General features: G+C 60.4%; 12 protein-coding genes. 6 read left to right on the plus strand and 6 right to left on the minus strand.

Going from position 1 to position 12,371, the window contains the following annotated elements; genetic code table 11:
• Positions 1 to 25: 25 nt before the first annotated feature.
• The 3 genes from AC1MDC_RS27820 (at position 26) to AC1MDC_RS27830 (ending at position 2,909) form a co-directional block, all read left to right on the plus strand.
• The gene (locus AC1MDC_RS27820) at positions 26 to 1,240 is read left to right on the plus strand and encodes an MFS transporter (RefSeq protein ID WP_480394125.1); all 1,215 of its coding nucleotides are present in this window, start codon (positions 26 to 28) and stop codon (positions 1,238 to 1,240) included.
• Positions 1,241 to 1,344: 104 nt separating this feature from the next.
• A complete protein-coding gene (locus AC1MDC_RS27825) occupies positions 1,345 to 2,130 on the plus strand; it encodes a sulfite exporter TauE/SafE family protein (RefSeq protein ID WP_011335062.1) in 786 nt (261 codons plus the stop codon).
• A gap of 212 nt (positions 2,131 to 2,342) precedes the next feature.
• A complete protein-coding gene (locus AC1MDC_RS27830) occupies positions 2,343 to 2,909 on the plus strand; it encodes a DUF4174 domain-containing protein (protein ID WP_085698964.1) in 567 nt (188 codons plus the stop codon).
• A 72-nt stretch (positions 2,910 to 2,981) separates the two neighbouring features.
• On the opposite strand, the gene ampC is transcribed toward AC1MDC_RS27830, so the two are convergent.
• The gene (gene ampC, locus AC1MDC_RS27835) at positions 2,982 to 4,148 is read right to left on the minus strand and encodes a class C beta-lactamase (RefSeq protein ID WP_480394126.1); all 1,167 of its coding nucleotides are present in this window, start codon (positions 4,146 to 4,148) and stop codon (positions 2,982 to 2,984) included.
• A 159-nt stretch (positions 4,149 to 4,307) separates the two neighbouring features.
• Here ampC and AC1MDC_RS27840 point away from each other — a divergent pair, with 159 nt between their 5' ends.
• Complete coding sequence (locus AC1MDC_RS27840; protein WP_227232954.1) at positions 4,308 to 5,180, plus strand: LysR family transcriptional regulator; 873 nt, start codon at positions 4,308 to 4,310, stop codon at positions 5,178 to 5,180.
• A gap of 135 nt (positions 5,181 to 5,315) precedes the next feature.
• On the opposite strand, the gene gudD is transcribed toward AC1MDC_RS27840, so the two are convergent.
• Positions 5,316 to 6,659, minus strand: coding sequence for a glucarate dehydratase (gene gudD / locus AC1MDC_RS27845; protein ID WP_085698970.1), 1,344 nt, complete (start codon positions 6,657 to 6,659; stop codon positions 5,316 to 5,318).
• 14 nt (positions 6,660 to 6,673) lie between these two features.
• Positions 6,674 to 8,020, minus strand: a complete 1,347-nt coding sequence (locus tag AC1MDC_RS27850) for an MFS transporter (RefSeq protein WP_227232953.1) — start codon at positions 8,018 to 8,020, stop codon at positions 6,674 to 6,676.
• A 365-nt stretch (positions 8,021 to 8,385) separates the two neighbouring features.
• On the opposite strand from AC1MDC_RS27850, the gene AC1MDC_RS27855 reads away from it, so the two are divergent.
• Positions 8,386 to 9,099, plus strand: coding sequence for a FadR/GntR family transcriptional regulator (locus tag AC1MDC_RS27855; protein ID WP_085703283.1), 714 nt, complete (start codon positions 8,386 to 8,388; stop codon positions 9,097 to 9,099).
• Positions 9,100 to 9,122: 23 nt separating this feature from the next.
• Here the strand turns inward: AC1MDC_RS27855 and trhP are convergent, their stop codons facing one another.
• On the minus strand, positions 9,123 to 10,451 hold the full coding sequence (gene trhP / locus AC1MDC_RS27860; protein WP_480394127.1) for a prephenate-dependent tRNA uridine(34) hydroxylase TrhP: 1,329 nt from the start codon (positions 10,449 to 10,451) through the stop codon (positions 9,123 to 9,125).
• A gap of 156 nt (positions 10,452 to 10,607) precedes the next feature.
• Here trhP and AC1MDC_RS27865 point away from each other — a divergent pair, with 156 nt between their 5' ends.
• Complete coding sequence (locus tag AC1MDC_RS27865; protein WP_480394128.1) at positions 10,608 to 11,669, plus strand: AI-2E family transporter; 1,062 nt, start codon at positions 10,608 to 10,610, stop codon at positions 11,667 to 11,669.
• On the opposite strand, the gene AC1MDC_RS27870 is transcribed toward AC1MDC_RS27865, so the two are convergent.
• Positions 11,666 to 11,848, minus strand: coding sequence for a hypothetical protein (locus tag AC1MDC_RS27870; protein WP_085686588.1), 183 nt, complete (start codon positions 11,846 to 11,848; stop codon positions 11,666 to 11,668). The genes AC1MDC_RS27865 and AC1MDC_RS27870 overlap by 4 nt on opposite strands.
• Positions 11,849 to 11,950: 102 nt before the next feature.
• A complete protein-coding gene (locus tag AC1MDC_RS27875; protein ID WP_480394129.1) occupies positions 11,951 to 12,145 on the minus strand; it encodes a hypothetical protein in 195 nt (64 codons plus the stop codon).
• Positions 12,146 to 12,371 lie beyond the last annotated feature (226 nt).

A 12,371-nucleotide genomic window follows, 5' to 3' on the forward strand; every position in this document is an offset into this window, starting at 1 on the left:
TGACTCAAAGGGAGCTGCACCCGTCATGACCGACCCCGCAAGCGCCGAATACTCGAACCTGGAACGAGCCGCCCGCACGGACAAACTGCCTTACGCCGCGCTGCTGGCGTTTGCCATGACCGGCTTCATCGCCATCCTCACCGAAACCCTGCCCGCCGGCCTGTTGCCGCAGATCGGCGCCGGCCTGGGCGTCAGCGAAGTGCTGGCCGGGCAACTGGTGACGCTGTATGCGCTGGGCTCGATTGTCGCGGCGATTCCGCTGACGGTCGCCACCCGCGGCTGGGGGCGCAAGCGGGTGCTGCTGATGACAGTCGGCGGGTTTCTGCTGTTCAACACCATAACCACCTTTTCCAGCTATTACGGTTTGACCCTGGCCTCGCGGTTTCTGGCCGGGATGGCGGCGGGGCTGTCGTGGGGGATCATGGCCGGTTACGCGCGCGGAATCGTGCCGGTGCATCAGCAAGGTCGGGCGCTGGCGATTGCCATGCTCGGCACCCCGGTGGCCCTGTCGCTGGGCACGCCGGCCGGCACCTGGCTGGGCAATGTCATCGGCTGGCGCGCCTCGTTCGGGATCATGTCGGCACTGGCGCTGGTACTGGCGGCCTGGATCGTCATTGCCGTGCCGGATCGTCCCGGCCAGGCCCGTGCCGAACGGTTGCCGTTGATGCAGTCGCTGCGTTTGCCCGGTGTACGCCCGGTGTTGTTCGTGGTGCTGACCTGGATGCTCGGCCACAACATTCTCTACACCTACATCGCGCCGTTTCTGACGCAGGCCGGTCTTGGCGAGCGGGTTGACCTGGTACTGCTGGTCTTCGGCCTGTGTTCGTTGCTGGGGATCTGGATCATCGGCCTGCTGGTGGATCGCTGGTTGCGCGGACTGGCGCTGATCAGTCTCGCGGTGTTTGCCGTGACCGCGCTGGTGCTGGCACTGGTCGCCCCATCGCCCTGGCTGATGTATGCGTGCATGGCGGTATGGGGCCTGTCGTTCGGCGGCTCGGCGACGTTGCTGCTGACGGCCGCAGCGGACGCTGCCGGGGAACATGTGGATGTGGTGCAGGCAATGCTCACCACCTCGTGGAACGTGGCGATCGCCGGCGGCGGCTTGTTTGGCGGCTTGCTGCTGGACCGGGCAGGGGCGATGTCGTTTCCGTGGGCGTTGCTGATCCTGTCGCTGATCGCACTGGCTACCGTCTGGCTCAACAGCACCCACAGTTTCAAACCGGGCCGGCGGCGGCACTGACAATCAAGAAATGGCATAACGATAGATCGGATCGATATAGGTGGTTATAAGAAAAATCGCTATGCTGCGGGCCAGATTTTTCCTGTTGTCTTCTGGATGTCTTCATGGAATTGGCAAATTTCGGCCTGGTGATTGCCGGGCTGGTGGTGGGGTTCATCGTTGGCATGACCGGTGTTGGCGGCGGTTCGTTGATGACGCCGATCCTGCTCTGGTTCGGCATCAATCCGGCCACGGCGGTGGGCACGGATCTGCTGTACGCGGCCATCACCAAATCCAGCGGCGTGCTGGTGCACAGGAAAAACAAGAATATCGACTGGGCCATTACCGGCTGGCTGACCCTGGGCAGTGTCCCGGCGGTGGCGATGACTTTGTGGTTCCTCAGCACCCTGCACACCGCGCCGGACGCGATGAACGCCATCATCAAGCAGGCACTCGGCTTCGTGCTGTTCGCCACCGCGCTGGCGATTCTGTTCAAGAAGCGCCTGCTGGAATTCGCCCACAAACGTGCCGGCGGTAACTACAACCCCAGCGGCGCGCGCCTGAATGTCATGACCGTGATCACCGGTCTGATCCTCGGCACCATGGTCGCCCTGACCTCCATCGGCGCCGGCGCCCTCGGCACCGTCGCGCTGTTCATCCTTTATCCTCTGCTGCCGACCCGCCGCCTGGTCGGCACCGAAATCGCCCACGCCGTACCGCTGACCCTGGTCGCCGGCCTCGGCCACGCGAGCATGGGCAACATGGACTGGGGCGTGCTGGGTTTCCTGCTGGTGGGCTCGTTGCCGGGCATCTGGCTCGGCAGCCACCTGACCGGCCGCGTCTCCGATGAGCTGCTGCGCCCGTGCCTGGCGACGATGCTGGTGTTGATCGGTTACAAGCTGGCGTTCTGATCGGCGAGCATCTATGACCCCGAAGGCTCAAGCATCCGGCTGACGCGGTCATAAAAGGTAAACAAACGGGCGACAGGATCGCGCCCGTCCGGTTGCGCAAAACCGGTGCTGACCTAAGCTTTGGGCAAGGCGAAACACTTTTGCCGGGCACCACCCGGAACAATCGCCGCGATGCGCAATCATTAGAGCGTGGATATCAAAAGGAGATGCGCATGCTCATCAGGTCACTGACCCTGACACTCTTGCTGGCGATTGCCGGCCCCCTGTTCGCCGCCGACGGCGATTCCCCTCTGGACGTCGACAAGGGCATTAACCGCCCGGTGATCGTGATCGCTTCCAGTACGGTCGATTCTTATTGGGTCAGCCTGAAAAAAGCGCTGGACGACCCGGCCAACAAACAAGGCATCGCCGACCGCAAGATCAAGGTCTACACCATCCTGAGCATGAGCGGTCAGGTCGATGGCAAAAGCATGGAGCAGCAGCAGACCATGGCGTTGCTGCGCTCGCTGAAGCTGGGCGCCGGGGCGTATCCGAAAGTGTTTCTGGTGGGCAAGGATGGTGAGACCAAACTGTCGGCTTCGGGGGAGGAAGCCGCGACGGTCGACCTGAAGAAAATTTTCGACACCATCGATGCGCTGCCTGCCGCCGAGAAAGAAACCACTTCCACCGTGGTGACGGCGCCGGCTGCTGCAGAACCGGCCCCGGCCAAAGGCGCGAAAGGGACAAAACCGACGAAGCCGACCAAACCGGCCAAGCCACCGGAAATGCCGGATGATTGAAGGCCTGATTCAGGCGGGAACAGAAAGGAAAAATGGGCGACCTTCTCAGGTCGCCCGTTTTTTATGGCGTGATTACCGGGTCAATTCCCCGAGAATCCTGTGCGCAATCTTCACCCGCTCTCCATTCGGATAATTGCGGTTCGCCAGAATCACGATCCCGACTTTTTTCGATGGCACGAACGCGACATACGCGCCGTAGCCAGCGGTGGAACCCGTCTTGTTCAGCAGTACGTTCGCCGGTTCAGGCTGTGGCGGATTCAGCCATTTGACCTTGTGCGGTTCCATGGCCATTGGCGTCGAGTTGCCGTCCAGCAGGCGGTCGAGGCTGATCGGGTAGGTGTAGCGTTCCCAGCCCAGGCCCTGGGTCATGTCACCAACGGTGTAGTAGCCGGTGTGGGTGAGGGCGATGGCTTTTTGCAGCGGTGTTTCGAGTTTGGCGCTGTCGAGGTTGGCCTGGACGAATTGCAGCAAGTCGGCGGCGCTGGTTTTCACGCCATAGGCTTCGGAGTCGAGGGCGCCGGGGCTGACTCGAATCGGTTTGTTGTTCTTGTCATAGCCCTGGGCATAGAGCTTTTGTTCAGACGCCGGCACCGACAGGTAGGTGTGCTTGAGCCCGAGTTTCGGCAGCAGGGTTTCAGTCATGACTTGATTGAATGGCTGGCCCAGGCTTTTCGCCGCCAGGTAACCGAACAAGCCAATGCTCGGGTTGGAATACAGACGCTGGCTACCGGCCGGAAACGTCGGTTTCCAGTGTTGGTAATAGCCGAGCATCTTGTCGGCAGAATCCGCGGCATCCGGAAATTGCAGTGGCAGGCCACCGGCGCTGTAGGTGCCCAGTTGCAGCAGGCTGATGTGGTCGAAGGCGCTGCCTTTCAGCTCGGGCCAGTGCTGGCTGGCCTTGTCGGAGAATTGCAGTTTGCCGCTGGCCTGGGCGTAGGCGGCGAGGGTTGCGGTGAAGGTTTTGCTCACCGAGCCGATTTCGAAAAGGGTGTTTTCATTCACCGCTTGCCCGGTGCTCTTGTCGGCGACCCCGTAGTTAAAGTAATGCGCCTTGCCATCGACGGTCACGGCCACGGCCAGCCCCGCGATGTCCTGTTGCTGCATGACTGGCGTCACAGTGGCCTTGACCAGCGCTTGCAACTGGTCGTCGGTTTGCGGGGCGGCCAGGCAAGTGGCTGCACCGAAGAGGAGTCCAAAAGCGCTGAAGGACTTGAGTTTGTTCAGGTTGATGGAAGACATGCTTGAACCACTCTCCATGAGTGTTGATGGTGTTATCCCGCTACACTGCGAGCGTTTTTTCATCGGGTTGCTGATCAGCGCCGCAAATCTAGGCAGTCCCGCGTCTTTCGACAAACGATGAAATCTCGGACGAGCCATTAGAAAAATTTGGGATTTGGCATGATTCGACCTCAATTGCCATTAAATGCATTACGCGCTTTTGAAGCTTCCGCGCGCCACCTCAGTTTCACCCGTGCCGCCGTGGAGTTGTGTGTGACTCAGGCGGCCGTCAGCCATCAGGTCAAAAGCCTGGAGGCGCAACTCGGCGTGATCCTGTTCAAACGCCTGCCCCGTGGGCTGATGCTGACCGGTGAGGGCGAAACCCTGTTGCCGGTGCTGACCACATCGTTCGATCATATTGCGCAAATGCTCGAGCGTCTGGCGGGCGGGCAATATCGGGAAATGCTTACGGTCGGTGCGGTGGGCACCTTCGCGGTGGGCTGGTTGTTGCCGAGGCTGGCGGACTTTCAGGCGAAACATCCGCTCATAGATTTGCGGCTGTCGACCAACAACAATCGGGTGGACGTCGCCGCCGAAGGCCTGGATTACGCGATCCGGTTCGGCGCCGGGGCGTGGCACGGCATCGAGGCGACCCGTTTGCTTGAGGCGCCATTGTCGGTGCTCTGCGTGCCGGAAATTGCCCGACAGTTGCACACGCCGGGGGACCTTTTGCAGCAACGTTTGTTGCGTTCTTATCGCACCGATGAGTGGCCGGAATGGTTTCAAGCGGCGGGTCTGGCGACGCATGCCGCGCCGCCCCAGAGCATTGTGTTCGACTCGTCGCTGGCGATGATGGAAGCGGCGCTGCAGGGCGGCGGGGTAGCGTTGGCGCCGCCGTTGATGTTTGCCCGGCAACTGGCGGCGGATTTGATCCGCCAACCCTTTGCCATCGAAATCACCACCGGCAGCTATTGGCTGACGCGCTTGCAGTCACGGCCGGAGACTTCGGCGATGGCAGCGTTCAAGCATTGGTTGCTGGAAATTTCAGACTAGTGAACGTCCTTGTGGGAGCGAGCTTGCTCGCGAAGACGGCCTCAAATTCGAAAAATTTATCGACTGACACTCCGCCATCGTCGGATCGCCGCCCGGAGCAAGCTCGACCCCACAGGGTATTGCGGTGAATCCGGCTTAGCGCACCAGACACGGCTTCTTGTTATCGAACGTCCAGCCCGGAATCAGAAACTGCATCGCCACGCTGTCATCCCGCGCACCCAGCCCCATGCCTTTATAGAGCTCGTGGGCCTTGGCCACCTGATCCATGTCCAGTTCCACGCCCAGCCCCGGTTTCTTCGGCACCTGTACGCAGCCGTCAACGATTTGCAGCGGCGCCTTGGTCAGGCGCTGGCCGTCCTGCCAGATCCAGTGGGTGTCGATGGCGGTGATGTCACCCGGTGCGGCGGCCGCGACGTGGGTGAACATCGCCAGGGAAATGTCGAAGTGGTTGTTGGAGTGCGAGCCCCAGGTCAGGCCCCACTCGTGGCACATCTGCGCCACGCGCACCGAACCCTGCATGGTCCAGAAGTGTGGGTCGGCCAGCGGGATGTCCACCGACTGCAACTGAATCGCATGGCCCATCTCGCGCCAGTCGGTGGCGATCATGTTGGTGGCGGTTTTCAGGCCGGTGGCGCGGCGAAATTCGGCCATCACTTCACGGCCCGAATAGCCGTTTTCCGCACCACACGGATCTTCGGCATACGCCAGCACATGATGCTGGTCGCGACACAGACGAATCGCTTCTTTCAGTGACCACGCGCCGTTTGGATCAAGCGTAATTCGCGCATCGGGGAAGCGCTCGGCCAGTGCTGTCACCGCTTCAATTTCGGCATCGCCGCTGAGCACACCGCCCTTGAGCTTGAAGTCCTTGAAGCCATAGCGCGCATGAGCAGCTTCGGCCAGGCGCACCACGGCGTCAGCGGTCATGGCTTGCTCGTGACGCACGCGGAACCAGTCGTTGTCGGCATCCGGTTCGCTGCGGTAAGCGAGGTCGGTTGCCCGGCGATCGCCCACGTAGAACAGATAGCCGAGCATCTTCACTTCATCACGCTGCTGGCCTTCGCCAAGCAGTGCGGCGACCGGCACATCGAGGTGCTGGCCGAGCAGGTCGAGCAGGGCGGCTTCGAGCCCGGTGACCGCGTGAATGGTGATGCGCAGGTCGAAGGTTTGCAGGCCACGGCCGCCGGCATCGCGGTCGGCGAAGGTCTGGCGCACCTGGTTGAGGATCTTCTGATACGTGCCGATCGGGTTGCCGACCACCAGGCTGCGGGCGTCTTCGAGAGTCTGGCGAATGCGTTCGCCGCCGGGCACTTCACCGACGCCGGTGTGGCCGGCGTTGTCCTTGAGGATGACGATGTTGCGGGTGAAAAACGGCCCGTGGGCACCGCTCAGATTGAGCAGCATGCCGTCGTGGCCAGCCACCGGAATGACTTGCATCTCGGTGATGATCGGAGCTTTGGCGATGTCGTGTGCGGTCATGTCGGGTTGTCCTTTCAAGCGTGTTTCGGCGCGGTATCGGCCACGGAGACGTCAGGTGCGGATTTGGGTGTCATGCGGGCGGCGAACACGATGATGGCGGCGATGATCGAGGTCGCGGCCAGGCCATAGAGGCCGCCCTGGATCGAGCCGGTGTGTTGTTCCAGCAAGCCGAAAGTGGTGGGGGCGACGAAGCCGCCGAGATTGCCCACCGAGTTGATCAGCGCGATCACGGCGGCGGCAATCCGCGCATCGAGATAGGCCTGCGGAATCGGCCAGAACAGCGACGATGCGGATTTGAAACCCAGCGCGGCAAAGCAGATCGCAACGAAGGCAAAAATCGGCCCGCCGGTGGTGGACATGAACATCCCCGCAGCGGCGATCAGCAACGCCGTGGCGACCCACGCCTGCTGGTGTTTCCACTTCGCCGAGAACGAGGCGAACGCGTACATGCCGATGATCGACAGCAACCACGGAATCGAGTTGAACAGGCCGACCTGGAAGTCACTCATCTCGCCCATTTTCTTGATGATGCTCGGCAGCCAGAAGGTCGCCGCGTAGATGGTCAATTGAATGAAGAAGTAGATCAGGCAGAACAGGATGATCTGGCGATCCTTGAGCAGTTTGCCCAGCGACGGCCGGATTGGCGTCGCGGCTTCGCGGGCCTTCTGTTCATCGTCGATGGCCTTGACCAGGGCGTCCTGTTCGGCGCGGGTCAGCCACTTGGCGTCGTGGGGTTTGGCGTCGAGCCAGAACCACACGAATACGCACAGGCAGACCGAGAACATCCCTTCAATGAAGTACATCCACTGCCAGCCGTGCATGCCCAGACCTTCGATCTGTAACAGCAAGCCGGACAACGGGCCGGAAATCAGCGAGGCCACCGCCGAACCGCTCAAGAAAATCGCAATTGCCTTGCCGCGCTCGGCTCCCGGCAACCAACGAGTGAAGTAGTAGATCACTCCGGGAAAGAATCCGGCCTCGGCCACGCCGAGCAGAAATCGCAGGATGTAGAAGTGGGTTTCGTTCTGGATGAACGCCATGCCGGCGGCCACCAGGCCCCAGGTGAGCATGATGCGGGTCAGCCAGATTCGTGCGCCGACCTTTTGCAGCAGCATGTTGGAAGGGACTTCGAACAGCGCGTAACCGATGAAGAACAGACCGGCACCGAAACCATAGGCCGCGGCACCGATGCCGAGGTCGTGTTCCATGTGGGTGCGGACGAAGCCGATGTTCACCCGGTCAATGTAATTGACGATGAACATGATGACGAACAGCGGCAGGACGTGGCGTTTGACTTTGGCAATGGCGGAGGACAGCGCGGAATTGGCGCCCTCGTTCATCCCGGCAATGGATGATTTCACTTGGTTTTCTCCCACTCGTTATTTTTATGCGGGGTTTGGCTGGATGTTGCGTTGTTGATAGACATCATACAACTGCGTTTTTTTGTCCTACAAGTGGGGGCGCTCAATCAAATTTATCTACGACGAAGGTTTTTTATTCTTTTCTGGATTCGAAGTGCCGTATTTATTGGGCTTTAAAGGGTGGTTGCGGGGTTGAACTGTGGAGTGCCAACCCAGTAAATGTGGAGTGGTGGCGTGAAAGGATTGAAAGTTCTCAAACGAAAAACGTTTGTTGTCATACAAGTTGAGCGCTTGAAATCATAGAGCTCATACAAGTCCTCGCCTGCAGTGCTACGATCGGAATGCCCCGTTCACCGGATCCGACCATGCAAGAAGACCTCGACGCCCCCGCCCGTAAACGCGCTCACAACCTGGCCCATGACCTGGTGGAGAAACTGACCCAGAGCATCCTGCTCGGCCAGATGCTGCCCGGTGACAAGTTGCCGTCGGAGAACTCGATCGTTCAGGAGCACGGCGTCAGCCGCACCGTGGTGCGTGAGGCGATTTCCAAATTGCAGGCGTCGGGGTTGGTGGAGACGCGGCACGGCATCGGCACCTTCGTGATCGAACGCGTGCCGGAGCAGGGGTTGCGGCTGAACGTCGACACCGCGCTGGGGGTGCGCAGTATTCTTGAATTGCGCATGGGGCTGGAGACGCAAGCAGCAGCGCTGGCCGCGCAGCGTCGTTCCGAACAGCAACTGTTGCAGATGCGTCAGGCGCTGGACGACTACCAGCGTCTATTGGCCAACAACGACAGTTGCGTCGAGGCCGATCGGCGCTTCCACCTGTTGATTGCCGAAGCCACCGGCAATGTCTGCTTCACCGAAATCATGCAGCATCTGGGCAGCGCGATGATCCCGCGCACTCGGGTCAATGCGGCCGAGCGAGGGGCGGTGGATTTGAGCAAGCTCGGGCAACTGGCGAATCTCGAACATGAAGCGATCCTCAACGCGATCAAGCGTCAGGACCCCGACGCGGCGCGCGCGGCGATGTGGCTGCACCTGACCAACAGTCGTGATCGGTTTTCAGCCACGAATTGAAGCCGCCGGTTCGATAGCTGCGACTAAACAGCGCCGAGATCGCGCATCAACAAGCCGAAGCGCAGATCCACCGCATCCGGAATCGGCAGATACACGGTGTGCCCATCCCCCGGGGCTACGTCGATGGTTTCGCCCTTGAGGTTCTGCAACTCATGCAGATCAAAATGGAAATTGCCCTTGGGTGTCATCAGTTCCAGGTGATCGCCCAGTGCAAAGCGGTTCTTCACTTTGACCTCGGCCAGACGATCCCGGCGCTCGCCGGTCAGTTCGCCGACAAACTGCTGACGCTCCGACACTGAGCTGCCGTTCTGGTAGTTCTGGTATTCGTCATGCACATGGCGGCGCAGGAAACCTTCGGTGTAGCCGCGCTGGGCGAGGGATTCAAGATCGGTCATCAGGCTGCGGTCGAACTCGCGGCCGGCCACCGCGTCGTCGATGGCCCGGCGATAGACCTGGGTGGTGCGTGCGCAATAGAAGTGCGATTTGGTCCGGCCTTCGATCTTCAGTGAGTGCACGCCCATGCGGGTCAGGCGCTCGACGTGCTGCACCGCGCGCAGGTCCTTGGCGTTCATGATGTAGGTGCCGTGCTCGTCTTCGAATGCCGGCATCAGCTCGCCGGGGCGGTTGGCTTCCTGCAACAGGAATACCTGATCGGTGGGGGCGCCGAGGCCGAGGGTCGGTTGCGGTTCGAAGGTCTGCACGATTTCGCCGAGCTGGTTTTCCGTGGCTTCCTGCGCCGAATATTTCCAGCGGCAGGCGTTGGTGCAGGTGCCCTGATTGGCGTCACGCTTGTTCATGTAGCCCGAGAGCAGGCAGCGGCCGGAATAGGCCATGCACAGTGCGCCGTGCACGAACACTTCCAGCTCCATGCCCGGCACCTGTTCGCGGATTTCGCCGATCTCTTCCAGCGACAGTTCACGGGACAGGATGATCCGGCTCAGCCCCTGTTGCTGCCAGAACTCGACGCTCGCCCAGTTCACCGTGTTGGCCTGCACCGACAGGTGGATCGGCATCTGCGGAAAGTGTCGGCGCACCAGCATGATCAGGCCGGGGTCGGACATGATCAGCGCGTCCGGCGCCATCTCGATCACTGGCGCCAGATCCTTGAGGAAGGTCTTCAGTTTGGCGTTGTGCGGCGCGATATTGACCACCACGTAGAAGCGTTTGCCCTGGGTCTGGGCTTCGCGAATGCCGAGCCCCAGATTGGCGTGATCGAACTCGTTGTTGCGCACCCGCAGGCTGTAGCGCGGCTGGCCGGCATACACCGCATCAGCCCCATAGGCGAAGGCGTAACGCATGGTTTTCAGGGTGCCGGCGGGGGCGAGCAGTTCGGGGGTGAAAGAGGTCGTCATGGCGGCGTCGGTCGCAAAAGCGCGGCAGGGTAGAGCAGTTGCACCGAGGGTTTATTGATCTGGATCTATGCTCCATGAAGAAACAGGGCACTCGCGCCGACGCTGGTTGACTAAACGGGACGGGCGCGGGTGGCGCCTGACTGACCTGGACCGGACATGAACCAAAAGAGTCTGCAATTCAAATCCCTCACCGTGCTGCTATTGCTGGTGACGGTCGCCTTTATCTGGATCCTGTTGCCGTTCTACGGCGCGGTGTTCTGGGCGGTGATACTTGGCATCCTGTTTGCGCCGATGCAACGCCGGTTGCAATTGAAATTCGGCTGGCAACGCAACCTGACGTCGCTGTGTACTTTGAGCATCTGCCTGGTGATCGCGATCCTGCCGGTGATCGTCATCGGCGTACTGCTGGTGCAGGAAGGGGCGACGCTCTACGACAACATCGAAAGCGGCAAGCTCGATATCGGCGCGTATCTGGCGCAGTTCAAGCACAGTCTGCCGCCGTACTTTCAGCACCTTCTCGACCGCTTCGGATTGGGCGAACTCAATGCCTTGCGCGAGAAGATCGTCAAGGCTTCGATGCAGGGCAGCCAGGTACTGGCAACTCAGGCATTCAGTTTCGGCCAGGGCACTTTCGAGTTCGTGGTGAGTTTCTTCATCATGCTGTACCTGTTGTTTTTCTTTCTGCGCGATGGTGCCGATCTGGCGCGCAAGGTGCGCATGGCGATACCGCTGGAAGAACATCACAAGCGTCGTTTGCAGCTGAAGTTCAACCGCGTGGTGCGCGCGACGGTAAAGGGCAACCTCGTGGTCGCGATTACTCAAGGGGCTTTGGGCGGGGCGATATTCTGGTTTCTCGACATTCCCAGTGCGTTGCTCTGGGCGGTGCTGATGGCATTTCTGTCGCTGTTGCCGGCAGTGGGTGCGGGGATCGTCTGGGCGCCGGTGGCCGTTTACTTCCTGCTCAGCGGGATGATCTGGCAGGGCGTGGTGCTGGGATTGTTCGGGGTGTTCGTGATCGGTCTGGTGGATAACCTGCTGCGCCCGATCCTGGTGGGCAAGGATACCCGGATGCCGGACTACATGATCCTGATTTCGACGTTGGGCGGAATGGCGGTGTTTGGCCTCAATGGTTTCGTGATCGGGCCGCTGATCGCTGCATTGTTCATGTCGAGTTGGGCGCTGTTCATCGAAACCAGACCAAAAGTGCAGTTGCCTTAAGCCTTGAACGGGTCGTTGAGCAGTTGTTGCGACAGCGCCTGCGCCGCTGGCAAGGACGTGAGCGGGCCGCTGACGGGCTCGCCGTCGCGCACCAGATACCAGCAGGCGAGCAGGCCCAACTCTCTGAGCGATGCGGGAACGGCGCTACCGATAACGGACATGATTTGAACCTGAGCCATGAAAAGTACCTCCATCAATCTGTGGAGCTACCTTAGGGAATTGGCCGTTTCAGGGACAATCAACGCTTTCGATAGTGGTCATTGATGCCAGTGAGGGCTGGCTCAATCCACCACTTGATCGAGCATGTGCATGATCTCGTGTTCGTTGAGAAAGCCCTTGCGTACCAGGTTTTCCGCCAGCAGCGAGAGAAATTTCGCCGTGCGGTGGCCTTCCAGGTGCTTGAGTTCGGTCAGGGTGTTGTAGACCTTGCTCGAAGTGCATAAGCCGACGATACGGTGAGGATTCTGTGTAGGCATTCAAGTCGTCCTTGTTGTTATCAACCTGTTGTATGCGGACGGATTCAGAGTGCAGTTCCGTCATGACAAATAGATGACCGTTGTGTTTTGCCCCTTACGGTCGAGTCCATCATGCCGACTTTAGCGGTTCAAACTGTCCCCACAACGACCTTGGCGAATTTTTTTCAGACCTTGGCCGACGGACGGTCAGCTTTCCCGGAGGCAATAAAAAGCCCCGCTATCAAGC

The sequence above is a fragment of the Pseudomonas sp. 1 genome (genome assembly GCF_056626735.1).

What these genes read in the sequence shown, in the direction of transcription:
- gudD (WP_085698970.1), bottom strand. Translation starts at nt 6,659, where the DNA reads ATGACCGCACACGACATCGCCAAAGCTCCGATCATCACCGAGATGCAA.
- trhP (WP_480394127.1), bottom strand. Translation starts at nt 10,451, where the DNA reads ATGACGACCTCTTTCACCCCCGAACTGCTCGCCCCCGCCGGCACCCTG.
- AC1MDC_RS27830 (WP_085698964.1), top strand. Translation starts at nt 2,343, where the DNA reads ATGCTCATCAGGTCACTGACCCTGACACTCTTGCTGGCGATTGCCGGC.
- AC1MDC_RS27820 (WP_480394125.1), top strand. Translation starts at nt 26, where the DNA reads ATGACCGACCCCGCAAGCGCCGAATACTCGAACCTGGAACGAGCCGCC.
- AC1MDC_RS27865 (WP_480394128.1), top strand. Translation starts at nt 10,608, where the DNA reads ATGAACCAAAAGAGTCTGCAATTCAAATCCCTCACCGTGCTGCTATTG.
- ampC (WP_480394126.1), bottom strand. Translation starts at nt 4,148, where the DNA reads ATGTCTTCCATCAACCTGAACAAACTCAAGTCCTTCAGCGCTTTTGGA.
- AC1MDC_RS27875 (WP_480394129.1), bottom strand. Translation starts at nt 12,145, where the DNA reads ATGCCTACACAGAATCCTCACCGTATCGTCGGCTTATGCACTTCGAGC.
- AC1MDC_RS27870 (WP_085686588.1), bottom strand. Translation starts at nt 11,848, where the DNA reads ATGGCTCAGGTTCAAATCATGTCCGTTATCGGTAGCGCCGTTCCCGCA.
- AC1MDC_RS27840 (WP_227232954.1), top strand. Translation starts at nt 4,308, where the DNA reads ATGATTCGACCTCAATTGCCATTAAATGCATTACGCGCTTTTGAAGCT.
- AC1MDC_RS27855 (WP_085703283.1), top strand. Translation starts at nt 8,386, where the DNA reads ATGCAAGAAGACCTCGACGCCCCCGCCCGTAAACGCGCTCACAACCTG.
- AC1MDC_RS27825 (WP_011335062.1), top strand. Translation starts at nt 1,345, where the DNA reads ATGGAATTGGCAAATTTCGGCCTGGTGATTGCCGGGCTGGTGGTGGGG.